Source organism: Kitasatospora sp. MAP12-44 (assembly GCF_029892095.1).
In the GTDB taxonomy this organism is placed as follows: domain Bacteria; phylum Actinomycetota; class Actinomycetes; order Streptomycetales; family Streptomycetaceae; genus Kitasatospora.
This window is the reverse complement of sequence record NZ_JARZAE010000004.1, coordinates 6,786,076-6,812,991: the sequence shown is the minus strand read 5'-3', so window position 1 is coordinate 6,812,991 and position 26,916 is coordinate 6,786,076. Positions and strand designations below refer to the sequence as shown.

General features: G+C 70.7%; 31 protein-coding genes and 1 pseudogene. 22 read left to right on the top strand and 10 right to left on the bottom strand.

Features of this window, described 5'->3' with window-relative positions; genetic code table 11:
• Positions 1-47: 47 nt before the first annotated feature.
• Positions 48-824: an alpha/beta hydrolase gene (locus P3T34_RS30975; RefSeq protein WP_280669342.1), complete on the top strand. Its 777-nt coding sequence runs from the start codon at positions 48-50 to the stop codon at positions 822-824.
• Positions 825-1,220: 396 nt separating this feature from the next.
• Positions 1,221-2,213, top strand: coding sequence for an RNA ligase family protein (locus tag P3T34_RS30970; protein ID WP_280669341.1), 993 nt, complete (start codon positions 1,221-1,223; stop codon positions 2,211-2,213).
• A 92-nt stretch (positions 2,214-2,305) separates the two neighbouring features.
• On the opposite strand, the gene P3T34_RS30965 is transcribed toward P3T34_RS30970, so the two are convergent.
• On the bottom strand, positions 2,306-2,926 hold the full coding sequence (locus P3T34_RS30965) for an ATP-binding protein (protein WP_280669340.1): 621 nt from the start codon (positions 2,924-2,926) through the stop codon (positions 2,306-2,308).
• A 181-nt stretch (positions 2,927-3,107) separates the two neighbouring features.
• Between P3T34_RS30965 and P3T34_RS30960 the strand changes: the two genes are divergently transcribed.
• The 6 genes from P3T34_RS30960 (at position 3,108) to P3T34_RS30935 (ending at position 6,468) form a co-directional block, all read left to right on the top strand.
• Positions 3,108-3,389, top strand: a complete 282-nt coding sequence (locus P3T34_RS30960; RefSeq protein ID WP_280669339.1) for a hypothetical protein — start codon at positions 3,108-3,110, stop codon at positions 3,387-3,389.
• Positions 3,382-3,645 carry a hypothetical protein gene (locus P3T34_RS30955; RefSeq protein ID WP_280669338.1) on the top strand — a complete coding sequence of 88 codons (264 nt, stop codon included), beginning with the start codon at positions 3,382-3,384 and terminating at the stop codon, positions 3,643-3,645. The genes P3T34_RS30960 and P3T34_RS30955 overlap by 8 nt, the downstream gene beginning before the upstream one ends.
• A gap of 178 nt (positions 3,646-3,823) precedes the next feature.
• Positions 3,824-4,099: a hypothetical protein gene (locus P3T34_RS30950; protein ID WP_280669337.1), complete on the top strand. Its 276-nt coding sequence runs from the start codon at positions 3,824-3,826 to the stop codon at positions 4,097-4,099.
• Positions 4,059-4,604, top strand: coding sequence for a DUF6879 family protein (locus tag P3T34_RS30945; RefSeq protein WP_280669336.1), 546 nt, complete (start codon positions 4,059-4,061; stop codon positions 4,602-4,604). The genes P3T34_RS30950 and P3T34_RS30945 overlap by 41 nt, the downstream gene beginning before the upstream one ends.
• Before the next feature lie 39 nt (positions 4,605-4,643).
• Positions 4,644-5,495: a helix-turn-helix transcriptional regulator gene (locus P3T34_RS30940; RefSeq protein WP_280669335.1), complete on the top strand. Its 852-nt coding sequence runs from the start codon at positions 4,644-4,646 to the stop codon at positions 5,493-5,495.
• 397 nt (positions 5,496-5,892) lie between these two features.
• Complete coding sequence (locus tag P3T34_RS30935) at positions 5,893-6,468, top strand: hypothetical protein (protein WP_280669334.1); 576 nt, start codon at positions 5,893-5,895, stop codon at positions 6,466-6,468.
• 50 nt (positions 6,469-6,518) lie between these two features.
• On the opposite strand, the gene P3T34_RS30930 is transcribed toward P3T34_RS30935, so the two are convergent.
• The 3 genes from P3T34_RS30930 to P3T34_RS30920 form a co-directional block, all read right to left on the bottom strand.
• A complete protein-coding gene (locus tag P3T34_RS30930; protein WP_280669333.1) occupies positions 6,519-6,728 on the bottom strand; it encodes a DUF397 domain-containing protein in 210 nt (69 codons plus the stop codon).
• A gap of 125 nt (positions 6,729-6,853) precedes the next feature.
• Positions 6,854-7,063, bottom strand: coding sequence for a DUF397 domain-containing protein (locus P3T34_RS30925; protein ID WP_280669332.1), 210 nt, complete (start codon positions 7,061-7,063; stop codon positions 6,854-6,856).
• Positions 7,060-7,890: a helix-turn-helix transcriptional regulator gene (locus P3T34_RS30920; RefSeq protein ID WP_280669331.1), complete on the bottom strand. Its 831-nt coding sequence runs from the start codon at positions 7,888-7,890 to the stop codon at positions 7,060-7,062. Before P3T34_RS30920 ends, P3T34_RS30925 begins: the two co-directional genes overlap by 4 nt.
• 107 nt (positions 7,891-7,997) lie before the next feature.
• On the opposite strand from P3T34_RS30920, the gene P3T34_RS30915 reads away from it, so the two are divergent.
• The 5 genes and pseudogenes from P3T34_RS30915 to P3T34_RS30895 all read left to right on the top strand — a co-directional run bounded on the left by P3T34_RS30915 (position 7,998) and on the right by P3T34_RS30895 (position 10,373).
• Positions 7,998-8,237 (top strand): hypothetical protein, encoded by a 240-nt coding sequence (locus P3T34_RS30915; RefSeq protein ID WP_280669330.1) that lies wholly within the window; start codon positions 7,998-8,000, stop codon positions 8,235-8,237.
• A 16-nt stretch (positions 8,238-8,253) separates the two neighbouring features.
• Complete coding sequence (locus tag P3T34_RS30910) at positions 8,254-8,541, top strand: hypothetical protein (RefSeq protein WP_280669329.1); 288 nt, start codon at positions 8,254-8,256, stop codon at positions 8,539-8,541.
• The gene (locus P3T34_RS30905; protein WP_280669328.1) at positions 8,538-8,786 is read left to right on the top strand and encodes a hypothetical protein; all 249 of its coding nucleotides are present in this window, start codon (positions 8,538-8,540) and stop codon (positions 8,784-8,786) included. The genes P3T34_RS30910 and P3T34_RS30905 overlap by 4 nt, the downstream gene beginning before the upstream one ends.
• Before the next feature lie 288 nt (positions 8,787-9,074).
• Positions 9,075-9,299, top strand: a pseudogene (locus tag P3T34_RS30900) (glycosyl hydrolase family 28-related protein); the annotation flags it as partial.
• Between the two features lie 120 nt (positions 9,300-9,419).
• Entirely contained in the window at positions 9,420-10,373 is a 954-nt protein-coding gene (locus P3T34_RS30895) for a hypothetical protein (RefSeq protein WP_280669327.1), read from the top strand.
• Here the strand turns inward: P3T34_RS30895 and P3T34_RS30890 are convergent.
• Positions 10,367-11,020 (bottom strand): class I SAM-dependent methyltransferase, encoded by a 654-nt coding sequence (locus P3T34_RS30890; RefSeq protein WP_280669326.1) that lies wholly within the window; start codon positions 11,018-11,020, stop codon positions 10,367-10,369. The two genes, P3T34_RS30895 and P3T34_RS30890, sit on opposite strands and share 7 nt — an antisense overlap.
• 89 nt (positions 11,021-11,109) lie before the next feature.
• Here P3T34_RS30890 and P3T34_RS30885 point away from each other — a divergent pair, with 89 nt between their 5' ends.
• Positions 11,110-12,090 (top strand): aldo/keto reductase, encoded by a 981-nt coding sequence (locus P3T34_RS30885; protein ID WP_280669325.1) that lies wholly within the window; start codon positions 11,110-11,112, stop codon positions 12,088-12,090.
• On the opposite strand, the gene P3T34_RS30880 is transcribed toward P3T34_RS30885, so the two are convergent.
• Positions 11,997-13,292 (bottom strand): glycosyltransferase family 87 protein, encoded by a 1,296-nt coding sequence (locus P3T34_RS30880; RefSeq protein WP_280669324.1) that lies wholly within the window; start codon positions 13,290-13,292, stop codon positions 11,997-11,999. The genes P3T34_RS30885 and P3T34_RS30880 overlap by 94 nt on opposite strands.
• Positions 13,286-14,722, bottom strand: a complete 1,437-nt coding sequence (gene mptB, locus P3T34_RS30875; RefSeq protein ID WP_280669323.1) for a polyprenol phosphomannose-dependent alpha 1,6 mannosyltransferase MptB — start codon at positions 14,720-14,722, stop codon at positions 13,286-13,288. The genes P3T34_RS30880 and mptB overlap by 7 nt, the downstream gene beginning before the upstream one ends.
• 252 nt (positions 14,723-14,974) lie before the next feature.
• On the opposite strand from mptB, the gene P3T34_RS30870 reads away from it, so the two are divergent.
• The 8 genes from P3T34_RS30870 to P3T34_RS30835 all read left to right on the top strand — a co-directional run bounded on the left by P3T34_RS30870 (position 14,975) and on the right by P3T34_RS30835 (position 24,610).
• Entirely contained in the window at positions 14,975-15,736 is a 762-nt protein-coding gene (locus tag P3T34_RS30870; RefSeq protein WP_280669322.1) for an ABC transporter ATP-binding protein, read from the top strand.
• A gap of 52 nt (positions 15,737-15,788) precedes the next feature.
• On the top strand, positions 15,789-18,398 hold the full coding sequence (locus tag P3T34_RS30865) for an ABC transporter permease (RefSeq protein ID WP_280669321.1): 2,610 nt from the start codon (positions 15,789-15,791) through the stop codon (positions 18,396-18,398).
• A gap of 199 nt (positions 18,399-18,597) precedes the next feature.
• Positions 18,598-19,587, top strand: a complete 990-nt coding sequence (locus P3T34_RS30860; RefSeq protein WP_280669320.1) for a DUF4129 domain-containing protein — start codon at positions 18,598-18,600, stop codon at positions 19,585-19,587.
• 141 nt (positions 19,588-19,728) lie between these two features.
• Complete coding sequence (locus P3T34_RS30855; RefSeq protein WP_280669319.1) at positions 19,729-20,748, top strand: DUF4129 domain-containing protein; 1,020 nt, start codon at positions 19,729-19,731, stop codon at positions 20,746-20,748.
• 298 nt (positions 20,749-21,046) lie between these two features.
• Positions 21,047-21,559 (top strand): hypothetical protein, encoded by a 513-nt coding sequence (locus P3T34_RS30850; protein ID WP_280669318.1) that lies wholly within the window; start codon positions 21,047-21,049, stop codon positions 21,557-21,559.
• A gap of 119 nt (positions 21,560-21,678) precedes the next feature.
• Positions 21,679-22,692 carry a MoxR family ATPase gene (locus P3T34_RS30845; RefSeq protein ID WP_280669317.1) on the top strand — a complete coding sequence of 338 codons (1,014 nt, stop codon included), beginning with the start codon at positions 21,679-21,681 and terminating at the stop codon, positions 22,690-22,692.
• Positions 22,689-24,020 (top strand): DUF58 domain-containing protein, encoded by a 1,332-nt coding sequence (locus P3T34_RS30840; RefSeq protein WP_280669316.1) that lies wholly within the window; start codon positions 22,689-22,691, stop codon positions 24,018-24,020. The genes P3T34_RS30845 and P3T34_RS30840 overlap by 4 nt, the downstream gene beginning before the upstream one ends.
• A gap of 56 nt (positions 24,021-24,076) precedes the next feature.
• A complete protein-coding gene (locus P3T34_RS30835; protein ID WP_280669315.1) occupies positions 24,077-24,610 on the top strand; it encodes a hypothetical protein in 534 nt (177 codons plus the stop codon).
• Between the two features lie 102 nt (positions 24,611-24,712).
• On the opposite strand, the gene P3T34_RS30830 is transcribed toward P3T34_RS30835, so the two are convergent.
• The 3 genes from P3T34_RS30830 to P3T34_RS30820 are packed head-to-tail and all read right to left on the bottom strand — an operon-like array spanning position 24,713 to position 26,875.
• A complete protein-coding gene (locus P3T34_RS30830; RefSeq protein WP_280669314.1) occupies positions 24,713-25,594 on the bottom strand; it encodes an ABC transporter permease in 882 nt (293 codons plus the stop codon).
• The gene (locus P3T34_RS30825; RefSeq protein ID WP_280669313.1) at positions 25,554-26,420 is read right to left on the bottom strand and encodes an ATP-binding cassette domain-containing protein; all 867 of its coding nucleotides are present in this window, start codon (positions 26,418-26,420) and stop codon (positions 25,554-25,556) included. Before P3T34_RS30825 ends, P3T34_RS30830 begins: the two co-directional genes overlap by 41 nt.
• Positions 26,417-26,875, bottom strand: coding sequence for a MarR family transcriptional regulator (locus P3T34_RS30820; RefSeq protein WP_280669312.1), 459 nt, complete (start codon positions 26,873-26,875; stop codon positions 26,417-26,419). The genes P3T34_RS30825 and P3T34_RS30820 overlap by 4 nt, the downstream gene beginning before the upstream one ends.
• Between the last annotated feature and the right edge of the window lie 41 nt (positions 26,876-26,916).

Genomic DNA, 26,916 nt, shown 5'->3' with positions numbered 1-26,916 from the left:
TCGCCGGGAGCGCCTCGACACAAGGCACTCCCGAAAGGCAACACCCCATGAACTCTCTGCAATTCACCGCCGAGTCGTCGTCGAACGGCATGGTCGAACGCCACTTCACCGTCGGCGGCATCCCCGGCGTCCCCGGCGTCCTCTGGTCGCCGGCCTCCGGCGTGGCCGATCGCGCGCCCCTGGTCCTGATGGGCCACGGCGGCGGCGCCCACAAGAAGCACCCGGCGATGGCGGGCCGGGCACAGCGCCTGGTGACCGGCTGCGGCTTCCATGTCGCCGTCATCGACGCGCCCGGTCACGGCGACCGGCCGCGCACCGCGCAGGACGAGCAGGACATCGCCGTGCTGCGCAGGGCGCAGGCGGCGGGCGAGCCGGAAGGGCCGATCATCGTCCCCTACAACGCCCGCCTGGCGGAGCTCGCCGTGCCCGAGTACAAGGCGACCCTGGACGCCCTCCAGGAACTCCCGGAGATCGGCACCGACGGGCCGGTGGGCTACGTCGGCATCGGCCTGGGCACCGCGATCGGCCTGCCGCTGGTGGCGATCGAGCCCCGGATCACGGCCGCGGTCTTCGGCATGCACTGGCCCGATGCCCTGGTCGAGAAGGCGAAGCAGATCACCGTCCCGATCGAGTTCGCCATGCAATGGGACAACGAGCGCATCCCGCGCGAGGCCAGCCTCGCGCTGTTCGACGCCTTCGCCTCGCAGGAGAAGACGCTGCACGCCAACGCGGGCAAGCACTTGGACATGCCCAGGTTCGAGGTCGACAGCTCGGTCCGGTTCTTCGCCCGCCACCTCGGCCGGGCGCTGACCTCACCGGCCTGACAGTGAGCTGTAGCGGCGTCCGTCCGGCTTGCCGGCCGGACGTCGCTACCGCCGACCGAAGACCGACTACCCCAACTACCAACCGAATGCGAGCCCTGGCACGAGCAGCCCGGCCAAGCCGCCGTACGGAATGCGCTGCAGGACGGTCCCATCCCGTTCCGACACGATCCCGGACTCGGTCAACCGCGCTCTCGTCCGGCCGGACCGCGCAACCACCCCTGGCGGTACCGCGGATGTGGAACTGCTCGACATGGCTGCGCCATCCCCCTCGACTGATCATCTGATCGTGATCGTGATCGTAAAGCCTGCCGTCGAGATGGCCACGAGGCCTTGTCACGCAGCCTTGCTACGAGTAACCGCTGGCGCGCTCCCGCGTGTTCGGGGCACGATGCGAGGATGGAGCCGTACAGCCCGTACCCGAAGATTCCCGAGCGCCAGGGCCTCTCGAACTATCGCGCCCAGGCCTGGGCCGTCACCGAGAAGGCGCACGGCGCTCACGTTGCCGTGAACTGCCGGCCTGACGGGAGTGTGCTGGCCGCCAGCCGCAAACGTCCATTGGGCAGCGCGGAGTTGGACGGCTTCTTCGGCCTCTCGCGGATCTGGCCGCAACTCAGTGTCGCGGCCCAGCGGTACGCCGCGCTGCTGCGTGGGCACTACGGTCCCGACGCCGAGGTGACGGTGTTCGGCGAGCTGGCCGGTGGTCACTACCCGCACCCTGACGTACCCGCGGTGCCCGGCTATGAGCCCGTGCAGACGGGCGTCTGGTACTCGCCTCGCGTGGAGTTGCTGATGTTCGACACGGCGGTGGACACCGCTGGAGATCGGGTCTGGATCAGCCAGCAGCGGATGCGCGATGCCGCCGTGCGCGCCGGGCTACTGTGCGTTCCGCTGCTCGCCGTCGGGCCGCTGCACCGCGTCCAGGGCGTAACTCCGGGCGGCAGCACACTCATTCCGGCGCTGCTCGGCTTGCCTGCCATCCCCGACAACCGCGCTGAGGGGATCGTGGTCGCGGTCGCGGAGGAGTGGCGCGGGGAGGCGCGCCCGCAGGCCAAGGCGAAGATCGACCGGTTCGCGGAGGACTCCCGCTACGACGGTTCCCGGCCGTACGCGCCGCCGCCGGACGGTGCGGCCGGGCTGCCCGCGTGGCTGCTGGCCGAAGCCGTCGCACTGCTCGCCCCCGCACGAGCGGCCGCCGCGGTGAGCAAGCTCGGCCCCGGCGTTCCGTTGGACGCGGTGGCGCAGGAGATCGTCGCCGATGCGCTGGCCGATCTGGACACCGCCGTCGGCGGCCTGGCCGAGCACGCCGAGCCGTGCCGACGGGCCCTCATACCGGCGGCGCGGGTTCTGGCGCAGCACGACGCAGAAGACCGCGCCACCCGGCGGCTGTAACACGCCGACCGCGCCACGGCGCGGAGGCTGCCTGCCGCCAAGCGCTACGCGCCCCGCCTTGTCGCCGCGCTCGCCGCTCTGCTCCGGCGGATCTAATCCTCGTGACGGACCTCGACCGAAAGTTCTCGCCACGAAGCAGGCAGCCGTACCAGATCGACGACAGCGGGCGCACCGTTGGCCCGTACAGTCCCGTCCGGACGAAAGTGAACTATCGTCCCGGTCTCGTCGCTACCGGGGATGGGCACCAGGTCAGTGACCGGCACACCGTGTTCATATCGCTGCGTCCAGGCGCCGTTGCGGCGTCGGTTGGTATGGACGAGCCATTCACTCAATGCTGCGACGACGGAGATGCCACGGCGTGGATGCCCGTCGGGAAGTAGCTGCGCATCAGGAGAGTCGAAGAACCGCAAGTCCTTCGTCGACATGACCGGCTTTCTCACCACGCGGCCACGGTCATCGACACGAGTGGCGGTGCCGCGGCCGTCGTCGGACACAGACACCGAGCCATCACGGTGGAAGGTGACAACGCACCGGCCGCCGCTACTGGACTGCGCCTCATCGGCCGCATAGGCGATGACCTCAAGAACCAGGTGCTGCACGCCGCCAGGGGCGAACGTAGCCGGATCGCGGCGGATGCGTGCGAGATGGTCGCCGTCCACGGCGATCGCCCAATCGTGCGTCGAGTTCTGCAGCGGGCTCGTTGGAGTGTCCATCCGAACAGTCTTCCAACTGGAGGCGACGCACTCCAGCCAACCCATACATCTTGACAATACTTCGCCTGCCCCTAAGTGCTGACCGTCTGAAGTCGCCCCCGCCGCCGTGCCACCCGGTAGCGTGAGCACATCCCAGCAGGGAGTCACCGCCATCGCCACGGCACAGCGAACGGACCGCGCCATGACCGCACAGCCGATCGAGCACTACGGCTCACCGGACAACCACAGCCCCCAGACGATCCGCGAGTTCCGCGCGGTCCTCACTGGGTCGGACCTGATCCGATTCAACCGCGAGATCGACGACGTGCCCCTGCACGAGATCCGCCAGTACCTCAAGGGCTGGCAGCACCTGTTGCACCTGCGGACGATCCCCGAGATCGGCGAGGCGCTGCGCACCGCCGGCTCGCGGCCCCGCACGCCGATCGGCGAGATCTTCCCCGAGTGGGAGGACGTCAGTGTCTGACCTGCTCGCCATCTCGCTGGAAGACTCGGCGCGGGTCTCAGCCATCGCCATGACGCCGGGGCAGCGCAATAAGTTGATCTACACCCTCCAGTGTCTTCAGCGGGACCCGGAGATCGGCATGCCGTACACGGCTGGCGACGACGTGTCCGGCCGGGTCGTCGTGGTGCCCAGGGACGACGCAGTGCCGGGCATGAACATCGTCTACCGCATCCTCGATGGGGAGATCATCGTCGTTCACATCCTGGCCGGCCCATGACGGACTGACTCCAAGACTCCCATCGCGCCCCCAATACGCCCTCCCATCAGGCAGGTTTGACAATTGCTCCGGCTGTAGCACGCCGGCCGCGCCACGGCGCAGTGTGTTGTGTCAGCAGCTGGTGGGTAGGGCTGACAGGCCGCAAGTAGCCGCAACCGACTCGGCACAGGAGATGGCCATGAGCCTAGAGTTCTTCGGGATCGACCCTGAGACGGAGAAAGACGGCTCGCCCACGGTGTGGGTCGAGGACGAGACTGCGGATCTGATCTTTCAGGGCGAGACAGCAGATACGTTGCTGGCCGCTGAAGTTGGCGGCAAGAGCTGGGCACCCGGCCACTCGGCCGGGATTCCTGCTCACGAGTCAGTCATTCGGATCCCGGCACGCATGGTGCCGATCATCAGGAAGGCGTGCGATGCCGCAGAACGCAGGGCAGCCGGTGGTGCCCAGCTTTGATGACCTGCTGGCCAGGGCGCAACGGTCAGCCGTGCATCTGGAGATGCGAGACGCCTACAGCGTCGGTGGCGAGTCCTCCGGCTTCAGGCGGTGGCAGAAGACCGGCGAGCGGGACAACGACCCGAACTCGGACTACTGGCGGCCGTGGGTCGAGCAGATCGCAGCGACTGTTGCCCGCGGCGTAGTGATCCGCCGCGCCCGGATCGTGTCAGAGCCTGTGACCGACTACATCCGGTACGAACACGGCGGGACCGTCGTCAACCTCGCATCCGGGGAACAGGTCCGGTGGTTGTCGAGGCGTCAGGCGTCAGACCTGGCACTTCCGGGAAATGACTTCTGGGTCTTCGATGGAGAGACGGTCGTCTTCAACTATTTTACCGGCTACGGAGATTGGGCGGAGCCTCCGAAAGAACTGCGGGCTGAGCCGGCTGTGGCGAAGTTGTGCGTAGACGCCTTCGAAGCAGTCTGGGAGCGGGCCATCCCGCACGACCAGTACAACGTCTGACCCTCGCCGCAGCAGCTACGAACACCGGACACTCAGCTCATGCCGTCAGCTTCCCCGTCATCCAGCGCCCAAGCCGCACGGAAGGCACTCGCAGATCGACTTCAGGGCATCCGGAAGGCTGCGGGGATCAACGGGCGTGAACTGTCTGCCCGGTGTGGCTGGCACCCTGCCAAGACCTCACGCATCCAGGACGGCAAAGCCGCGCCGTCCGAGGCTGACATCAGGACGTGGTGTGCGGCGTGCGGAGCCGGAGATCAGGCAGAGGACCTGATCGCGGCGTCAAGGGCCGTCGAGTCCATGTACATGGAGTGGCGAAGGCTTCGGGCCGGCGGTCTTCGGAGTCTCCAGGACTCGTACGCCAAGCTGTACGAGGAGACCAGGGCGTTTCGCTTCTACACCTCGGACGTGATCCCTGGGGTTCTCCAGACCTCGGCCTATGCCACGGCGATCATGTCCCGCTTCGCCGATGCGAGCCGGACGCCCGACGACATGGAACGGGCCATCGCCGCCAAGATGGAGCGAGCGAGGGTGATCCATACAGGCAATCACCGTTTCGTGTTCGTCGTTGAAGAGTCCGTGCTGCGCTACCGCCTCGGGAACGCGGAGACGATGGCCGGTCAACTCGGGCACCTGCTCGCCGTTATCCCGCTGCCGCGTCTCAGCTTGGGGATCATCCCATTCACAGCTGAGCGGACGATCTGGCCCGTGGAGTCCTTCCGGGTCTACGACGATCAGCGAGTGCAAGTCGAACTCGTCTCAGCTGCCGTGAACGTGACGACGCCGAGCGAGGTGCGCGAGTACGTGCGAAGGTTCGCTGAGCTGCAATCACTTGCCGTCTATGGGGCGGGGGCTCGGGCTCTGATCACGGCGGCGGTAGAGGCTCTGGGCTGATCAGAGCCGCAACTACCCGCAACTTTCTTGAGGCTGGCTGCTGGCTCTTCCTACGCTCATGACGAGCGATCGCCCGCCCGGCCCGATGCCGCTGCAGGGCAACGCCACCGCCAACGACGTCGAGTAGGAGGAACCCATGCGTATCGAGATCATCGTGTCCAAGCACAAGGGAGCCGAGAAGCCCCCGCCGAAGCACCAGGGCAACCCCGCCCCGGAGAACCCCAACCCGCCGCAGAAGTAGGGGTGGCAGGCGTGCCGATCCACCCAGGGAAGCCTCACCCCGACCCGGTGCCGCCACCGCCGACCCCGAGCCCTGCCCGCAAGGGCTGACAGAATGGCAGGCCCCTCACGGTGTGCCACGTGAGGGGCCTGCCCCCACTTGCAAGGGAGAGCGTCAATGACTGACGACCGTCTTGTCATCTCGTACGAGTCGCGCCATTTCGCCGACGTGGACTGGTCGTTGAAGGCGGACCGCTGGACGGCGAACTTCTACGAGAACGGGGTTGCCCGGGTGTTCGGTACGGCAGAGATCACCCGCGTCGTCCCCGGCGTCACCCCGAACCCGCGCGCGGCCCTGGCGAACGACCCCGGCTATCTCGAACGCATTCCCCGCGTGATCTTCACCGAGGATGGCGGCCTGGCCCCAGCGCTGGCCGAGATGGAGCCGACGCTTCTGCTCTTGCTGGAGTCGGTCCACGTCACGGACGAGTGGCGCGGCAAGGGGGTGGGCATGAGCCTGGCCGTCACCGCGCTCCGTCGGTTGGCCGTCCCCGGGACGGTTGCCATCTGCTATCCGGCACCGCTTCACGACCACGGGCCGGACGAACCGTGCAGCTACGAGTCTGACGACCCGGAAGTCCGGCGGCCGGACGAGGAGGCCGTGGCCAAACTCCGGAAGGCGTGGGAACGGCACGGGTTCCGCCCGATCGGCGAAGGCGTGTACGCCCTGGCTCTGGACTGTCCGGCCCCTTGAACCGTCCCCGCCGGCGGCCGTAGAACGAGCAGCGGGGCGGCCGGAGTTGATCAGACGGACCCGAACTCGCCCGCCTTGATGCCGGCGACGAACGCGGCGAACACGTCAGCAGGGAACACCAGGGCCGGGCCGGACGGGTCCTTCGAGTCACGGACGGGGACGATGCCGGGGAAGTTGGGCGCGGCCTCGACGCAGCTGCCGCCGTTGCCGCTGTAGGACGACTTGAACCAAGCAGCGCCGGACAGGTCGGTGTGGGTCATGGCGGACTTCCTTCCCTACCTTGTGAACCGCGTTTCAAGGTCTCTGCATACCCAGCAGCGCACGTACTGAAGCCCCCGTGAGGCCTGAGCGGCTTCACAGGGGCCAGTGGCGTGGCAGGAGTTGGTCAGACGGTCCCGAACTCGCCCGCCTTGACGCCGGCGACGAACGCGGCGAACACGTCAGCGGGGAAGACCAGGGCGGGACCGGACGGGTCCTTCGAGTCACGGACGGGGGTGACGCCGGGGAAGTTGGGGGCCACCTCTACGCAGGTGCCGCCGTTGCCACTGTGGGACGACTTGAACCAAGCGGCGCCGGTCAGGTCTACATTGGTCATGATTGAAGTTCCTCTCGGGCCTTGCTGATCAGGGTCAGAGATGCAGCCTGCGTGAGCGCTTCCACCTGGAGCTGATGGTAGGCCCTTTCCCATGCGCTGATGGTCTTCTCCCGCCTGACCACGTGGCCTTCGTCGGCCGACTCGGCATAGCCGACCACGGATCGGTCGGCGAAGGTCAGCAAGGTCATGACAGCAGTAAACGGAACGAGCTCCGCCATCCTGAACGGCGCCACCTGGATGATCACTTGCGGCCGCGCCGCGAGGGCGACCAGGTGGTCAAGCTGGGCCCCCATGGTCTTCGCGCCACCGATCGGCTGCCGTAGGCAGTTCTCGGCAATGACGGCGTGGATGAGCGGCGGCATTTCCCGCTTGAGGAGTCGTTGCCGGGTGGTGAGGAACTTCAAGCGCTCGTCTGCTTGCTCCTGGGTGGCGCCCGCGCGGGCAACTCCTGCCGCTTCGATCGCGGCGGCGTAGTCCAAGGTCTGGAGAAGTCCCGGGATCCGGTTCGGTTCAAAGATCCGGATCTCCACCGCCCGCGTCTCCTGCGCCGCGTGCTCGGGGAAGCCTTCGATGAAGCCCCGTCGACGGGCGCCGATCCACATCAGTTCAAGCGTCTGGCCGGTCCCAAGCGCCGCATCTGCCGACTTCGCGAACTTCAACGAAGTTGATTTGCGCCCTGTTTCTACCGCCGAGACGTAGCTCGCCGAGCACTTGATGCGCTCGGCCAGCTCAGCCTGCGACCAGCCACGAGCCTCCCGGGAGCTGCGAAGCTGCGAGCCGAAGGCGGCGCGCGGAGATGATTGGGGGTCAAGTTCCTTGCGGTTCAACGGTCATCACCAACAATACCTAGCCGATGGACAGGTTGAAGAGTTTCCGATCCTACGTCACAGTGAGCACCCCCGGTAGTGGTTTCGCTACAGAGAGGAACTGACTCATGTCCATCCTGAGTAGGCAGATCCATGCCCAACGCCAGCAAGCACGCATCGCAGTAACGAAGTTGACCGCCGCGCTGACCCGCGCAGGGTCGCCGCTTCCATCCGTCGGCATCGACCCGGCTTCGGCTCTGACCGGCACCGTCCTGGTCGACCTCGGTCGTGCCCGGTCGGATGTGGTCATTCAGATCGCCGAACTGATCCTTGAGGGACTGGACGCCCGTGACAAGCAACAGAGTTGAGTCCCAAGAGGACCGGATGGTCCGCGAGCTCCGCGAAGCCGCGCAGCGGGCCGTCGACGCGCTGGTGGATGCGCTGGAGCTCAACGGCCTGCCGCCGCTGCCCGGCCTGGAGGGGGGCAGGGTCACCCTCCACCCGCGTGGCGTCCACATCGAGATCGGCGGGTGCAATGTGCGCACCGTGCAGGCGATCGCCGATTTTCTCAAGGATCACGCGCGCTGCTCGGGCCGCGTTCTCCCCGGCACGGTCGTCGTGCCCACTGGACTGGCCGAACTGCCCACTGTGCGAATGGAATTGAGCGAATGATCAGCACCAGCACCAACGATCCCGACGACGTCCCCCCGACCGGCTCCTACGTCGTCGACCGCAAGTCGCTGCGCATCCTGGTCATCATGGACAACCGCCACGGCGAGCTCTACCTCCGCCCACCCGGCGGCGGCATCGAGATCACCCGCACACCCGACCAGATCCGCCCCGCCGACCGCGCCGAAACCCTGCGCGGCCGCGTCGCCAAAGCCAACCTCGACGCCGAACACGGCTGCGCCGGCTGACCGACCCCACCCCCGCCGACCCCCACCCCCCACCGCCGCCGAAAAGATCTTGACACCCGGATTCCCAGCTGTGATCTTGTCGAGGCCCTGCACGAAGCCCGACATCAAGAGGATCCCGCCGTGATGCATTCAGATGAGACCCCCGGCAACTCGGCGCGCCGAACATTCCTCACCAGGACCGTCGCCGGGCTCGCAGGCGCAGGGGCTGCTACCACCCTCCTGGCAGCGACCCCGGCCCAGGCGGCAGTGCTGCCCACCACTTCACTGGACTGGTAAGACGTCAAGAACTACGGTGCGATCGGCGACGGCACCACCGACGACACCGCAGCCCTTCAGAGCGCCATAGCCGCCGCTGCCACAGCCGGCGGCGGCACGGTCTATCTTCCGACCGGACGGTACAAGATCACCGGCGCGCTCCCGATCTCCAGCGGGCTGCGGATCATCGGCGCCGGTCAGAAGGCCTCCGTCATCACCTCCACCTCCGCCGGGAGCATTTTCTCCTTCCCGGCCCCTGTCGCTCCCTCCACCGCTACCTCCTGGTGGGAAGTCGCCCATCTGACGGCGGTCAACTCCGGTGGCCACATCTTCCAGGCCGCGATCAACCTGTCGGCGTTCCACGTCCACCACTGCTCGTTGCAGAGCAACAGCAACATCGGCTCGATCTGGACGCAGTCGTCGGGCCAACTGGTCGAGGCGTACTTCAGTTACTGCGACCTCTCCCAGGGCGGTTCCGCGCCCAGCGTGGCCGCCTTCAACCTCGTCGATCCCAACGGCGGCTTCAACGCCTGCGTCTGGGAGAAGTGCGTCTGCACGATGGAGAACCCGTCGACGGCGTACTTCTTCAACTGGGTCTCCACGAACAGCGAGAACTTCTCCTACGGCAACGTGTGGCGCGATGTCGTCTTCGAGCAGTGCGCTGCTGGAGCCATCTACGCCCTCGCGCACTTCGGGGCGGTGCTGGACAACGTCTCGCTGTGGGACTGCAATCAGTTGGGAGCGGGATCGACTTCCACGGCCGATCTCATCTACTTCGGCAGGAACGCCTCGAACCTCGGGTCGCGCGGCATCAGCATCAAGAACTGCATGCGATCGGACTCCACGCTCGGCACCGGCAAGTACGACATCGCCTTCGACGCATGGACCCAGCAGGTACTCATAGAGAACTACCGGGCCACTCCCGACAACGCGGCGATCAACCTCGGGGGCCTCACCGGAGCGCAACTGGTGGGCCTCTCGGTCGGGGTGAGGGTCGATGGGGCCACGCCGACCGTGACCGCCGCCAGCTGTGCGGGCACGAGCGCGCCGACTCCGACCGTCAACGCCGGCCCGGCGGGAATGTACGGGAGCCTCACCTGGGGCACCGGCACGTCGACCCAGGCGGGCGGACAGGTCGCTGTCACCTTTGGAGCACCCGCGGCCCACCTGCCGGCCGTGACCGTCGGCGCTTCGAACGCGGCCGCGGCCGGCCTGCAGCTGTACGTCACGAACGTGACCACCACGGGCTTCACCATCGCCAGCGCTGTCGCGCCGGCCTCCAGCCAGCCGAACACCGCCTACAGCGTCAACTGGCAGGCGACCTGTCAGTGATCCTCACCTGAGACCAGGACCACGGTGCTCCAGCTCACGCCGTCGCGGCCGTGCAGATCGGCGCGCCCGCTGACGTCCAGCTCGTGCAGGCCGAAGCGTTCGGCGAGTTCGAGGGTCTCGGCCACGGTCACGTCGAACATCCGCCGACCGGGCGGGACCGGGCCGTGCCGCAGGGTGATGACCACCCGACCGCCGTCGGCCAGCAGTTCACGGATCCGCCGCATCGCGTCGAGCCGCTCGCTCCGGTCCAGGTGCATCCACACGGCGGTGAGCAGGACGAGGTCGAACGCGCCCGCCAAGCGGTCCAGCGCGGGAAGCACGTCGTCGACCCAGTCGATCGCCGATCCCGCGTGCAGCCGTCGGCCGATCGCCCGCAGCTCCGGTGTGGGCTCCACCGCGGTTACGCGGTGGCCGAGTTCGGCCAGGGCAGCCGCGTCACGACCCGTGCCCGCGCCGATGTCCGCGATCCTGCTCGGCGCCGGCGGGAACCAGCGGAGGGCATCGCGGTGGACCTCGTCGAAGGTGACGCTCTCGTACTGCTGCGCCAGCTCGTCAGCCGCGGGACCGTATCCCGCGCTGCCGGCCGGTCGCCGCCCGGCCGCTGTCGCTTCCTCAGCCCTGTCGAAAGCCCTGTCGAATCTCTGCACGCACGAACGGTACGCCACGGTACGCCACCGTGCGGCGCGGCGCAGGTACGGTGGCGGGGACGTCAACTCCGAGTAGGGAGCACTCCCCCGTGTCCTTCGAGCACCTCCTGGCCGCCGCGCCGACACCTCGATTCGGGCTGGGCCTGGCCGCGCTGGGCCGGCCCGGCTACATCAACCTCGGCCGGGCCGAGGACCTCCCGGTCGAGCGCACGGTGTCCGCGCTGCGTGAACGCGCCCACGAGGTGCTCGACGCCGCCTACGCGCAGGGCGTGCGCTACCTGGACGCGGCCCGCTCCTACGGTCGCTCGGAGGAGTTCCTCGCCGAGTGGCTCGAACGCCGGCCGGAGGTCGGGGACGTCGTGGTCGGCAGCAAGTGGGGCTACACCTACACGGCCGACTGGCGGGCCGATGCGCAGGTGCACGAGGTCAAGGACCACAGCGTGCAGTCCTACGACCGCCAGGTGGCCGAGAGCCGCAGCCTGCTCGGCAAGCGCCTTGACCTCTACCAGATCCACTCCGTCACGCCGGACAGCCCCGCCCTCACCGACCCCGTTCTGCACCGCCGGCTGGCGGGGCTGGCCGCCGAGGGCGTGCGCATCGGGCTGTCGACCAGCGGCCCGTCCCAGGCGGACGCCATCCGTGCCGCGCTCACCGTCACGGTGGACGGTGAGCCGCTCTTCCGCAGCGTGCAGGCCACCTACAACCTGCTCGAACCCTCGGCCGGTGACGCCCTCGCCGCGGCGCACGACGCCGGCTGCCTCGTCATCGTCAAGGAGGGCATGGCCAACGGGCGCCTGGCCGGCCGCGCCACCGACGCGGTGGAGTCCGCCGTCCTGCGCCGGGTGGCCGAGGAGGCGGGCGCCGGCTGCGACGCGGTCGCCCTGGCCGCCGTCCTCCACCAGCCCTGGGCCGACGTGGTGCTGTCCGGCGCCGCCACCGTCGATCAGCTCGGCAGCAACCTGCGGGCCGCCGCCGTTCAGCTCGACGCGGACCAGCTCGCGGGACTGGCCACGCTGGCCGAACCCGCCCGCGCGTACTGGCAGCACAGGTCGGGGCTGCCCTGGAGCTGAGCCTCGCACCGGCAGGGCAGGGGGCGGCTCCCCCGGTCGCCGGGTGGTGCGGGCAGCGGCAGCGGAAGGACGAGCAGCAGGGCGACGGTGAGCAGCAGGTAGGCGTTGGCGCCCAGGAAGTCGCCGAGGCCGCTGGTCGGTTGGTGCCAGAGCCAGACCAGGCCACTGGTCAGCACCAGGTAGCCGGCCCCGGCGCCGGTGAGCAGCAGCTGTCGGCGCCGCCGGCTCGGGGCGCGCAGCCCGGCGTCGGCGAGGGCGAGCAGCGCGGGGAGCGTCCAGACCAGGTGGTGCACCCAGGCGATCGGGCTGACCAGGCAGGACGCCAGGCCGGTGAGGGCGAAGCCGGTCGCCTGGTCGCCGCGCCTGGCGGCTGTGCGGGACCGGTAGGCCCAGACGGCGAGCGCCAGCAGCACGGCCGCCAGCCAGGGGCCGCGGCTGGGCGCGGTCGGTGCGAGCCGGGCCAGCATGCCCTGGAGCGACTGGTTGGAGACGTAGTCGAGCCGGCCGATCCGGCTGGTGTTCCAGAGCGCGTCGGTCCAGAAGAACCGCGAGGCCTGCGGTGCGAGCAGCTGGCCGAGCAGGGTCGCGCCGAGGGCCGTGCCGGCGGCGACCAGCGCGGCTCGCCGCCGTCCGGCGATCAGCAGGTAGCCGATGAAGAGGACCGGAGTGAGCTTGAGCGCGGCTGCCAGGCCGGTCCCGATTCCTGCGAACCGGCCCTTCCTGTCCGCAAGTTGGCGGTAGTCGGCGAAGACCAGGGCCATCAGCAGCAGGTTGATCTGGCCGAAGCTGAAGGTGTCCCGCACCGGGTTGAGGATCGCGAAGGCGCAGGCCGCCAGACCGAAGGCGAACCACCGGTCCCAGCCCTGGCGGCGGGCGATGGGATCGACCAGCCAGTACAGCAGTGCGGCGCTGGCCGCGACGCTCAGTACGGTGGCGACGGCGATCGCGGTGTGCCAGCCGACCAGGGCCATCGGCAGCATGCAGAGCGCTGCGAACGGCGGGTAGGTGAAACCGTAGCCGGTGCCTGGGCGTTGGTAGTCGTACAGCCGGCCGCCGTGGATCCAGTGCTGGACGGTGCCGTAGTAGACGCCCACGTCGAACCAGCCGCGGTGGCCCGGGATGACGGCGAGGAAGATTCCGGCGGCGGCCGCCAGTGCGGACAGGACCGTTAGTTTCAGCAGTAGTTGACGATACGTCACCATCCTGATCGGTACTCCTTGATCGGTGCGCCGAGCAGCCGCAGACTGCACAGGACGGCCAGGGCGGCGGCACCGCCCGCCAGGGCGATCGCCAACTGCTCGCGGTCCGGGGTGAATCCGTCCGGCACGACCACGAGGGCCAGCAGGCCGCTGACGACCGGTGCCCAGCTGCGGACCGGGCCTTCGGGGGCGGCCGCGGCTATCAACACGACGGCCCAGAGCGCATACCAGGGGCGGATCGCCGGCCCGAGGGCGACCACCGCCGCCAGGCCGAGCCCCAACGCGTAGACGGCGCCCAAGTGTTGGTTGCGGATCCGGATGGCGAGCACGGCGAGCACGACCGCGGCGGCCGCCAGCCCCAACCAGCGTGCGGCCGCGACGGCCATCGGGGCGAGCCCGGGCAGCCAGATCGCCAGCACCCGGCCGACGGCCCAGCCGAGCGCGCCGGTCAGCGACCAGCTCCCGGCCGAGACGGGAACTGTCAGCGCGTGGATCCAGCCGTAGCCCGTCCCGGTCAGCAGGGTCACCGCGACCGTCGTCAGCGAGGCCACCGCACCGGTGCCGAGTGCGGCACGCAACAGCCGGGCCCGACCATGGAGTTGGCCACTCCACAGCAGCAGCACGACCGGCAGGCCGAGCACGGCCGGCAGCTTGACCAGGGCCGCGAGAGTCACCAGGAGGCCCGCCGGCACCGGGTGGCCACCCAGAGCCGCCAGGAGGCCGCCCACCAGCAGGGCGAGCAGCAGGGCGTCGTTGTGCGCGCCCGCCAGCAGATGGAAGAGCAGCAGCGGGTTGAGCGCGCCGAGCCAGAGCGCCGCCGCGGGGTCCACCCCGCAGGCGCGGGCCAGCGCGGGCAGCAGCACCACCAGCACGCCGGTCGACACGACCGCGACCAGGCGCAGGCCGAACACGCCGGTGTGCAGCCCCGGGCCGAACAGCCGCTCGGTGGCGGAGGCGACGGCGAGGAAGACCGGCCCGTACGGCGCCGGGGTGTGCTGCCAGACGCCGGGCACCTGGTCGGCCAGCGGCCCGCCGAGCGCGGCCGGGCCGTGCGTGTAGACGTCCACCCTGGCCTGCACCAGCGCGCCCTGGGCGAGGTAGCTGTAGACGTCCCGGCTGAACAGCGGCGGGCCGAGCAGCAGCGGCGCGGCCCAGCAGGCGAGCGTGTGCAGCAGCCAGCGTTCGCCGGGGCCAGTCGCTGGACGGCGGCCCGGAGCAGCACCGATCACCAGGCCCAGCAGCAGCCAGCCGGCGACCAGCAGCACCATGCCGAAGTACGCGAGGAACAGGCCGAGTTCGGCCAGGTACGGCGGGACGCCCACCGGCCCCGCGCCCGAGGCCAGTCCGCCCACCGCGAGCGCCGCCGACCCGGCCAGCCCCAGGCGTCGGCAGTGCTGCGCGTCGGCGGTCAGGCCCAGGCCCGGGTTCGGCATGCGGGGAACGCTGACGTGATGCCATGACCGGGAGGCGGCATCCAGGCACCCACCGCATGACGTTTTATCTGACGGTCGGTCTCAGGGGTGGATGTCATACCAGCGGAGGAGAAGAACCCCCGCCGACCCTCCATGCGGGGTAGCGGCAACCGTCCGCGGGGGCGACAGATCGGGGGGTGACGGCAAAGAGACTGTAAAGGAGCAGACCAGCGCCCAACCCAGGATCAGCGCCCAACCCGCAGGAGATTCCCGATGACCATGACAGCGACCGCCACGTACGCCGCCGCCGGAGCCACCGGTCTGAGCAAGGTCTACGGTGAGGGCGAGACCCGGGTGGTGGCGCTCGACCAGGTGAGCGTGGAGTTCCGGCGCGGCGAGTTCACCGCGATCATGGGGCCGTCCGGTTCCGGCAAGTCGACCCTGATGCACTGCATGGCCGGCCTGGACACCGCCAGCGCGGGCTCCACCCGGATCGGCGACATGGAGCTGGTCGGCCTGCCCGACAAGGCGCTGACCAAGCTGCGGCGCGACAAGATCGGCTTTGTCTTCCAGGCCTTCAACCTGCTGCCGACCCTCACCGCGCTGGAGAACATCACGCTGCCGATGGACATCGCCGGTCGCAAGGTCGACCAGGTGTGGCTGGACCGGGTGGTGGACACCGTGGGCCTGTCCGGGCGGCTCGCGCACCGGCCGAGCCAGCTCTCCGGCGGCCAGCAGCAACGCGTGGCCTGCGCCCGGGCGTTGGCCAGCCGACCCGAGATCGTCTTCGCCGACGAGCCCACCGGCAACCTGGACTCCCGTTCGGGCGGCGAGATCCTCTCCTTCCTGCGCAACTCGGTGCGCGAGCTGGGCCAGACCGTGGTGATGGTCACCCACGACCCGGTGGCGGCCTCGTACGCGGACCGGGTGGTCTTCCTGGCGGACGGCCGACTGGTCGACGAGCTGCAACTGCCCACCGCCGACAGCGTGCTGGACCGGATGCGCCGCTTCGACGCCAAGGGCCGTACGAGCTGACCTCCGTCGCCTCCGCCCGCCCGTCCAGCGACCTCCCCCAGAACTGAGACCCATGTACCGCACCGCTCTGCGCAACGTCCTGGCCCACAAGGCCCGGCTGCTGATGACCGTGCTCGCCGTGCTGCTCGGCACCGCCTTCGTGGCCGGCACCCTCGTCTTCACCGACACCCTCGGCAGCGCCCTGAAGTCCGAGAACGCCAAGAGCTACATCGATATCGCCGTCACCGTCAGCGACCGCGACGCGGTGAGCAACGGCTACGACCGTGGCGGCCGCAGCAGCGCCGGCACGGCCGCCGGCCTCACCGACGACGTCCGGCGCAAGATCGCCGCGCTGCCCGGCTCGGCCGACGCCCGCGGAGTGGTCAGCGGCTTCGCCGGGATCGCCGACAAGCACGGCTCGCTGATCGGCGACGGCTTCTCGACCACGGGCACCAACTACGTTCCCGGCCCGGACGGCAAGGACAGCCGCTACCCGCTGGTCGACGGCCGCGGTCCGGTCGCGCCGGGCGAGGTGGCGCTGGACGCCAGGACCGCCGAGAAGGGCGGGTTCAAGGTCGGCGACACCGTACGGGTGGCCGTCAACGGCCCGGTGATGCAACTGAAGCTGGTCGGCACCCTGCACACCAATGACCCGCGGATCTCGGCCGGCGGCTCGCTGGCCGCCTTCGACACCGCCACCGCGCAGACCCTCTACCTCTCCCCCGGCCGGTTCAACGAGCTGGACGTCAAGGGCAGTCCGGGCGCGGACGACGACGCGCTGCTGACCGCGGTCAAGGCGGCGCTGCCGTCCGCCGGCGACTTCGACGCGCAGACCGGCAAGCAGCTGGCCGCCGAACAGGAGCGCATGATCGCCGAGGGCACGAAGGGGATGAGCAAGGCGCTGCTGGCCTTCGCCGGGATCTCGCTCTTCGTCGGCGTCTTCATCATCGCCAACACCTTCACCATGCTGGTCGCCCAGCGCACCCGGGAGCTGGCCCTGCTGCGCGCGGTGGGCGCCTCGCGCAAGCAGATCACCCGCTCGGTGCTGGCCGAGGCGCTGCTGGTCGGCGCGATCGCGTCGGTGGCCGGGCTGATCGCCGGCGCCGGCATCGCGTCCGGGCTGCAGTGGCTGATGACAAGCGTGTTCGACTCCGGTCTGCCGGACGGACCGCTGGTGATCTCGCCGAACACCGTGCTGACCGCCGTCGGCACCGGCGTGCTGGTGACCGTGCTGGCCGCCTGGCTGCCGGCCCGACGGGCCTCGCGGATCGCCCCGGTGGCCGCGATGAGCAGCATGGACCAGCCCGCGACGCAGAAGAGCCTGCTGCTGCGCAACACCATCGGCGCGGTCCTGGCGCTGATCGGCCTGGGCGCGCTGGTGGCAGGTCAGGCCGGCGGGACCTCCGCCCTGGTCGCGCTGGGCGCGGCGACCACGCTGCTCGGCGTGTTCGTGCTCACCCCGCTGCTCTCCCGCCCGCTGATCGCGCTGTTCAGCCCGCTGCTGCGCCGCGTCTACGGCACCCCCGGCAAGCTGGCCAGGGAGAACGCACTGCGCAACCCGCGCCGCACCGCCGCCACCGCCTCGGCGCTGACCATCGGCGTCACCCTGATCACCGCGCTGACGGTGGTCGGCGCCTCGGTCAACCACGCCGTGGACAAGGCCTCGGGCACCGACCTGAAGGCCGACTTCTCGGTCTCGATGGCCAACTACTCGCTGCTCTCCCCCGAGGTGGCCACCCAGATCGCCAAGGCACCCGGGGTCGCGGCCGCCAGCCCGCTGCGCAGCGTGGCGGTACAGGTCGGCGGCGACACCCGCTGGCTGACCGGTGTGGACGCCGGCACGATCGGCCAACTCGCCTCGCTGACCGTGCGGGAGGGCTCCGCCGACGCGCTGAAGCAGGGTCAGCTGCTGGTCGGCCATGACTACGCCGCCACCGAGGGCGTCAAGCTCGGCGACACGCTGGCAGTGACCTACCCGGACGGCAGCGCCGGCCGGTTGACGGTCGGCGGGGTGCTGGCGCCGAACACTGTGCTGGACGGGCTGATAGCACCGGACGCGCTGGTCGCACCGCACAGCAGCAGCAGCCCCGCTGCGGGAGATGCTGCGGGAGGTGCTGCGGGAGCTCCTCAGGCAGCCGGACTGGAGAAGGTGCTGGTCAAGGGCGAGGACGGCCCGAGCAAGGGGCTCAAGCAGGCACTCAAGGACGCCACCGGCGGCAACCCGCTGATCACCGTCAAGGACCAGCAGGACATCAAGGACGAGTCGCGGCAGATGGTCAACGCCGTGCTGAACATCATGTACGGGCTGCTCGGGATGTCGGTGCTGGTGGCCGTCCTGGGCGTGATCAACACGATGGCGATGTCGGTGTTCGAGCGGCGCCGGGAGATCGGCATGCTGCGCGCGATCGGTCTCGACCGGCGCGGCGTGCGGCAGACCGTCCGGCTGGAGTCGCTGCTGATCTCACTGCTGGGCGGGGTGCTGGGGATCGGGCTGGGCATCCTGATCGCCTGGGCGGGTACCGGGCTGATCGGCAGCAGCTTCCGCAGCATGGAGCTGGTCGTTCCGCCGCTGCAGGTGCTCGGGTTCCTGCTGGGCGCCGCGCTGATCGGCCTGCTGGCCGCGCTCTGGCCGGCCCGGCGGGCGGCCAGGCTGGACATCCTGGACAGCATCAAGGCCGCCTGACGGCTGGGCAGTTGACTGCGGGCCGGGCACTGCGCCCGGCCCGCAGTCGTGCGTGCACGTGCTGCCCGTCTCGCGGGCGACTCCGATCCGGATAGTGCTCATTCGATGGGCGCTGTGCGAAGCTGCCGTTCTGCGTGAAGGCGTGAAGGCGTGAAGGCGTGCCAGGCGCCGGCAAGGGTACGGGGGACAGGACATCGGCATGACAGCACCACACGACCAGGCGGAGCGACGACGTGCCGGGGCGCCGGCGATCGCGGTGGCTGCGGTCACCGTCGCCGGGCTGGTCCTGGCCGCCCTGCTGCTACGCCCCGACGGCACCGCGTGGACCGCCGCGCGCGGCCCGCTCACCGGGAACTTCTTCCTGGCCGTGCTGCTCGCCTTCGGCTGGCTGCTCGGGCTCACCGGGCTGACCAGCCGCTACCGCGCCGCCGTCCGGGGCGTGCAGGGCCTGTCGCCCCGGGCCGAGCGGCTCAAGGACGCGACCCGCGTGCTGCTGCCCGTGCTGGCCGTCACCGTTCCGATCGTGCTGGTGGTCCTCGCCTCGCCCGGCCGGGTCGCGCAGCCCCCGGGTAACCGGAACGGTTCGGGGCCGTCGCCGCAACCGGCTGGCGGGCCGAGCGCGCCGCCGACTCCGCCGGTCCAGCACAACAAGGGCGGCAAGGGCCTGAGCGTCGATCTGGTGCTGCTCTTCGAGATCGGCGTCGGGCTGTTGGCGCTGGCCGCGCTGGTGGCGGGGCTGACCGTGCTGTGGCGCCACCGGAACAACCTCTGGTCAGTGCCCGCGCAGGCGGCGGCGCCGGAGGGGGCCGACGAGGAGGCGCTCGCCGAGGCTGTCGAGTCCGCGCGCCGGGCCCTGCACGGCGACGACGCGCGGACTGCCGTGATCGCCTGCTACGCGGCGATGGAACAGTCGCTGGCCGCCTCCGGAACCGCCCGCGAAGCTTCCGACAGCCCCACCGACCTGCTGGCCCGCGTCGTCGCCAACGGCACGCTGCGCGACACCGACGCCACCGAACTCACCGAACTCTTCCGCGAGGCGCGCTACTCCAGCCACCCGATGGGCGGGGCGCAACTCGACCGCGCCCGCGCCGCACTCGACGCCATCGCCGCCACGCTCGCCGAGCGGGCACTGATCGCCGAACGCATCGCGGGCTCGGAGGACGCGGAGACCTCGGACGCCTCCCCCTGAACGAAACCGTCGTACGTGCACGCCCTGCCCGAAGGGGCATTGACCATAGGGATGCTGACAACCGGGCGGGCGCTGTGCGAAGCTGCCGGTCTGCACAGCATGCGTGTCGTGCAGGCGCAAGGGCACGGGGGGAACCGCAGCATGACAGCACCACAGGACTCGGCGGGCCGCGAGAACGCGGATGACGGTCGGCCGGTCCGCCGTACGGCCGGAACCGGCGGGTCGGCGCCGCTCGCAACGCGGGCAGTCGCGGCGCAGGCGGTCGCACTGGCCCTGGTGGCCGTGGCCGGGCTGGTCCTGGCCGCCGTGCTGCTGCGGCCCGACGGCGCCGCGTGGACCTCCGCGCGCGGCCCGCTCAGCGGGAACTTCACCCTGATGCTGCTGCTCGCCTTCGGCTGGCTGCTCGCGCTCACCGGGCTGACCGGCCGGTACCGCACGGGGGTGCGCGGCGCTACGAGCCTGTCGCCCCGCGCGGAGCGGCTGAAGGACGCGACGCGATTCCTGCTGCCTGCGCTGGCCGTCGCGCTGCCGATCGTGCTGGTGGTCCTGGGCACGCCCACCGTGACGCAGCACCCGGACCTGAAGGTCGTGATACGTCGGCCGAGGGATCCGGGCGGGCCCACTGGCGGTCACCCCGCTGTGTCGTTGGAGATCCTCGTCGTGCTGGTGGCGCTGGTCGCCCTGGCGGCTGCGGTGATCATGCTGTGGCCGAGTCGGCGCCGCAAGCGGGCAGCGCGCCCGAACCGGCGGCCGCTGCGGCCCGAGACGGCGGCGGTGGTCGACGAGGCGACGCTCGCCGAAGCCGTCGAGTCCGCGCGCCGGGCCCTGCACGGCGACGACGCGCGAGCCGCCGTGATCGCCTGCTACGCGGCGATGGAACAGTCGCTGGCCGCCTCCGGAACCGCCCGCGAAGCCTCCGACAGCCCCACCGACCTACTGGCCCGCGTCGTCGCCAACGGCATCCTGCGCGACACCGACGCCACCGAACTCACCGAACTCTTCCGCGAGGCGCGCTACTCCAGCCACCCCATGAGCCAGCCACACCTGCACCGCGCCCGCACCGCACTCGACGCCATCGCCGCCACGCTCGCCGAGTGGGCACTGATCGCCGAACGCACCGCGGGCTCGGAGGCCTTGGCTACGTCAGAGGTCTCACGATGAAGCCGTCCGAGCCCGACGAGTCCGGGACATCGCGATGAGCGCAGCCAAGCACCATGAGTGTGAGGTCTCACGATGACGGCTCAGGCACAACGAAACCGGGGCATCGCGATGAACGCGCCCCACCACGACGAGTGCGAGGTCTCACGATGGCGTCGAGCACGACGAACCCGGGGCCTCACCATGACCACGCCCCACCACGACGAGTGCGAGGTCTCATGATGACACCTCGAGCACGACGAACCCGGGGCCTCACCATGACCACACCCCACCACGACCACGACGAGACCGAGGTCTCACGATGACGCACCCCGACCACGACGGCTCAGGCGTCGCCGCCGGCTCGATCCGTGACTCGCTGACCGTGCTCGGCCTGGTGGCGGGCGGAGCCGAACTCGCGTTCGCGCTGGCCGGCGGGCTGGCCGGAGCCGCGATGGGCGCGGCCGTGCTGGCTGCCGTCGCCCTGCCGACCGCCCGCTACGTGATCGGCGCCGCCGCCGAGGACAGCGGCTACCGCAAGAACCTGCGGATGATGGGCAGCCACTCACCCAGCATCAACGACTGGCACTGGACCGTCCGCAACGGCCTGGACGAGAACGGCTTCACCCACGTGCTGCGCCCCCGGCTGCAGCGCCTCTACGCCTCCCGGCTCTCCGAGCAGCACGGCGTCTCCCTTCTCAACGAGCCGGCCGCGGCCGCCGCCCTGGTCGGCCCCGAACTCTGGCCCTGGCTCGACCCCGAGCAGCCGGCCCCCGACACCACCGTGCCCGAGCCGGTGCTCGTCGCCCTGGTCGCCCGCCTTGAGGCGCTGTAATCCCCGCGCAGTCCCCACGTAGACCCCGCGTAGTGCCCGCGCAATCCGTCCAATCCGTCCAATCCGCGCAATCCGTGCGACCCGCGCAGTTCCCATATCCCGGTAGGAGCTCTTCGACCATGCTGCACACTCCCGATGCCCCGCTGACGCCGCAGGAGGCCGGCCTGCGGGCCCGCCAGGTGCTGGACGAGATCGGACGAGCCGTGGTCGGCAAGCCCGAGGCGCTCGAACTGGTCATGCTCGGGGTGCTGGCCGGTGGCCATGTGCTGATCGAGGACCTGCCCGGGCTCGGCAAGACCCTGCTGGCCCGCTCCTTCGCCACCACCCTGGGCCTGGACTTCCGACGCATCCAGTTCACCCCGGACCTGCTGCCCTCGGACGTCTCCGGCGCGCCGTTCTACGACCAGAACAGCGGCGAGATGGTGTTCCGCCCGGGCCCGCTCTTCACCCACCTGCTGCTGGCCGACGAGATCAACCGGACGCCGCCCAAGACGCAGGCCGCGCTCCTGGAGGCGATGGCCGAGTCGCAGGTCACCACCGACGGGACGACCCGGCGACTGCCGGACCCGTTCGTGGTGATCGCCACCGCCAACCCGATCGAGTACGAGGGGACGTACAGCCTGCCCGAGGCGCAGCTCGACCGGTTCCTGCTGCGGGTCCGGATGGGTTATCTCGCACCGGAGTTGGAGGGTTCCATGCTGCGGGCCCGGCTCGACCGGGCCGCGCCCGAGGCGACGCTGCGGGCGCTCAGCAACCCGGCCGAGGTGCTGGCCATGCGGGCCGCGCTGGAGCAGGTGGAGGTCGAGGACGACCTGGTCGACTACATCATCGCGCTGATCAGCGCGACCCGGGTGGACCCGCAGATCCAGGTCGGCGCCTCGCCGCGCGGCGGTCTTGCCCTGGTCCAACTCGCCCGCGCCCGCGCGGTGCTGGAGGGCCGTGACTATCTGACCCCGGAGGACGTCAAGGCGGTGGCGGTGCCCGCGCTCGCCCACCGGATCACCCTCAAGCCGGAGTTGTGGGTGCGCCAGGTCGAAGCGGACGACGTGGTGGCCAAGTTGGTCGCCTCGGTGCCGACTCCGCAGACCGTGCCCCGCCCCCAGCCGGTGCAGGACCGGGCTCCGCAGTCGTGACCACCGATCCGCGGGTGCTGGCCCGGGCACTCAACAGCGCCGACCCCGACGCGCCGAGCGAGCCACCGCCGCCGCCGACGGACCGCTGGCGGCTGGGCGAACGGGCGCTGCGGCTGGCCACGGTGGCCGCCGCCGCGGCCGCGGCCGCGCTGGTCACCGGACGGCCCTGGCTGCTCGCGGTGGCCGCCGGGCCGGCCGTACTGCTGGCGCTGGCCGCGCCCCGCAGCCGGCGTCCGGTCCGGCTCGGGGCCGCGGTGACCGCCGAGCCGCGGCGCTGCTTCGAGGGCGACACCGTCGAGGCGCGGATCACGCTCGACCACGACGGCGAGGCCGGCCTGATCGACCCGGCCATCACGCTCGGGCCCGGAATGCGGCTGACCGAGCTGGAGGTGGTCGGCTCGGTGGTCATCCTGCGGCTGACCGCCGGTAGTTGGGGCCGCTGGTCGCTCGGCACGGTGGACGTCGACCTCTACGACACCGGCGGGCTGGCCCGGCGTACCGTACGGGCGGAGCTCGGCACGGTGGACGTCTACCCCGTCCCGTCGGCGGGTCGGCTGACCCCGATCCCGGTCCGGCTGCCGGAGCGGCTCGGCGAGCACACCACCCGGCAGAGCGGCGAGGGGGTGGAGGTGGTGGGGGTGCGTCCGCACGTCTGGGGCGAGCGCCAGCGGCGCATCCACTGGCCCTCGACCACCCGGCGCGGGTCCATCCAGATCAACCAGTTCGCCGCCGAGCGCACCTCCGACGCGGTGATCCTGCTGGACGCGCTGACCGACCTGCGCGACCCGGCCAGTGGCCGCTCCAGCCTGGACGAGACGCTGCGCGCCGCCACCGGGTTGACCCGCGCCTATCTGCGCAAGCACGACCGGGTCGGGCTGGTGTCGGTCGGCGGTGCCGTGCGCTGGCTGCGGCCCGGCACGGGCGACCGGCACTTCTACCGGCTGGTGGAGAGCGTGCTGGAGGTCCGCAAGGATCTCGGCTACCGCAACCCCGACCTGCACCGACTGCCGCCGCCGGCCCTGCCGGCCGGTGCGCTGGTCTACGCGTTCACGCCGCTGGCCGACCAGCGGATCCTGGACGTGCTGCGCGACCTGGCCGACCGCGGCAACCCGCTGGTCGTGGTGGAGATCCCGACCGGCGACCCGCACGTCGAACCGGACGACCGGATCGGCGCCACCGCGCTGCGCCTGTGGCAGGCGGACCGGCGGGCGATGCGCTTCGCCCTGCAGAACCGCGGCATCCCGGTGGTCACCCACACCGCCGGCGAGTCGCTCGACCTGACGCTCGCCCCGCTGCTGCGCAGCCGGATCCAGGGGCGGGCGCGATGAGCGAAGGGGTGGGCGCGATGAGCGAAGGGACGGGCGCGATGAGCGAAGGAGCTGACGTGACCAGCGAAGCAACAACCGCCGGCCGCAACCTGCTGCCCCGGTGCCTGGGCCTGGTGCTGGCCGTGGCCGCCTGCGCGCCCGGCGGGCCGGCCGGGTGGACGGTCGGGCACGCGGTGCTGGCGCTCGTCGTCGCTCCGTTCGGATGGTGGGCCGGTCCGCCGGTCACCGGGCGTCCGGTGCGTCGCTCGGCCCGGCTGCTCCCCCGGATCGCCCGGCACCGCAACACCCTGCTGGCGGTCGGCGCGGTGCTGCTCGCCGCACTGAACGCGCCGTCGGCCTGGCTCGCGGGCGCCTTCACCGCGCTGCTGCTCGGCTATCTGCTCTACGTCGACGCCCGGACGCACGGCCGCCGGCCGACCGGCCCGCTGCCCGCGCTCGCCGCGTACGGCGCGGCCACCGCGGTGCTGCTGGCCGCCGTCCTGCCGACCGGCACCTCGTCCTGGGCCCGGCTGCCGGCCGTCCTGGGCGTGGGCCTGGCGACCCTCGCGCTGGGCTCGGCGCTCTGGTCGCACCGCCCCGAGGACGACTGACGGCCCAGGAGGACGAACACGACTGACGACGAACACGACTGACGACGAACATGACTGACGGCCCGTCGATATGACGGGCCGTCAGTACATTCGCCGAGAGGCCTACCTCGCCAGCCGTCCGAGGAGCGCGGAGGCCGAGGCGATGCCCAGACCGGCCGCCAGGACCAGCACGCCGAAGTCCATCCCGAGGTGGGCCGGAGTGCCGATCAGCAGCCCGCGCAGCGCGTCCACCTCGTAGCTCAGCGGGTTCGCCTTGCTGACCGCCTGCAGCCAGCCGGGCATCAGGCTGACCGGGTAGAGCGCGTTGGAGCCGAAGAACAGCGGCATGGTGATGGCCTGGCCGATGCCCATCAGCCGGTCGCGGGTGAGCACGATGCCCGCGATCGACATCGAGAGGCAGGAGAAGAAGGCCGAACCGAGCAGCACCACCACGGCGACGCCGAGCAGTTTGGCCGGGTTCCAGGTCATCGCCACACCGAGCAGGGCGGCGATCACGACCACCACCAGCGCCTGGATCACCGCCTTCACACCGGCCGCGAAGGCCTTGCCGGTGACCAGCGCCGCGCGCGGCGTCGGGGTGACCAGCAGCTTGGTGAGCACGCCCGAGTCGCGCTCCCAGATGATCATGATGCCGTAGAAGATCGCGATGAACATCGCGGACTGGGCGATGATCCCGGGCGCCAGGTAGTCCAGGTAGGGGATCCCGTGGGTGGGGATCGCCTTGAGCCGGGTGAAGGTCTCGCCGAAGATCAGCAGCCACAGGGCCGGCTGGACGGCGCGGGTGTAGAGCTCGGTGCGGTCGTGGCGCAGCTTCTGCAGCTCCACGACGCACATCGCCAGGATCCGGCCGAGCACCACTCGCCAGCCCGAGCGGGCCGGCGGCGGGATCAGCAGCAGGCCGAGGTCGCGGCGGGGCGCTGCCGCCGCGCCGGTGGCGGGCTGGTCAGCCGACTCGGGACGCGGTGCGACGGGTACGACGGACATCGTTGAACTCACCTTCCTTCTCCTGGTTGGCGAGCGTGCTGCCCGCGAAGTGCCGGAACACGTCGTCCAGGGTCGGCGGTTCGGCCAGCGCGAGCTGCTCCCCCACCTCGGCCCGCAGGTCGTGCGGGGTGCCCAGCGCGCGGATCCGTCCGCGGTGCATCAGGGCGACCCGGTCGCAGTACTGATCCGCCTCGTCCATGTAGTGCGTGGTCACCAGGACGGTCATGCCGGTGGCGGCCCGCACCTCGTCGATGCACTCCCACAGGCCGGTCCGGGCGATCGGGTCCAGGCCGATGGTCGGCTCGTCCAGGACCAGCAGGCGCGGCGCGCTGACCAGCGCCTGGGCCAGCTCCAGGCGGCGGACCATGCCGCCCGAGTAGGTGGAGACCAGGCGGTCGGCGGCCTCCGTCATGTCGACCGCCGCGATCGCCTGGGCCACCCGCTCGGCCCGCTCGGAGCGCGAGACATCGAAGACCCGGGCGAACAGCGAGACGTTCTCGCGGCCGGTCAACCCGCCGTCGGCGGACAGCTGCTGGGGTACGTAGCCGAGCGTGCGGCGGACCTGCATCTGCCGCCGGGCCGGGTCGTTGCCGAAGACCTGGACCATGCCGGGCGGGATGGGCAGCAGGGTGGTGATGGAGCGGATCGCGGTGGTCTTGCCGGCGCCGTTGGGGCCGAGCAGGCCGAAGACCTCGCCGGTGTGCACCGTCAGGTCCAGGCCGTCGACGGCCTTGGTCTGGCCGAAGGAGTACTCGAGACCGGTGCAGACCACCGCCTCCGTGGTGGCAGCCGGGTCCGCGGCGCTGCGTTCGTCGGTCGTGCTCACGCGTCCTCCTCCTCGCGGTCGCGCAGCCCGGCGGCGAGCCGCCGCAGGGCCGGCAGTGCGGCGGCCAGCGCCGCCTGGTCGTCCGGCGAGAGCTGCGCCACCTGCTCACCGACCAGGGCCTCGCGCCTGGCCGTCCAGACGCGCAGGCGCTCGACGGCCTCGGGGGTGGGCAGCAGCAGCGCCGCCCGGCGGTCCTGCGGGTCGGTCTCGCGGCGCAGCAGGCCGTCCTTCACCAGCTGGTTGACCAGGGTGGAGACCGAATTGTCGGCCAGGCACAGCTCCTTGGCGGCGGCCGAGACCCGCAGCCCCGGGCTCGCCTCGACCAGCCGCAGCAGCTCGACCTCGGCGCCGCGCAGCCGCGGAGCGGTCAGGTCGAGCCGCAACCGCCGTCGCAACAGGCGCTGGATCCCGGCCAGTAGGCCGGCCAGATCGTTGCTGAGTCCCACTTCCATCATGCTGTCATTTTAGCTCTTAATAAGAGGTATCTGTCTAGGCC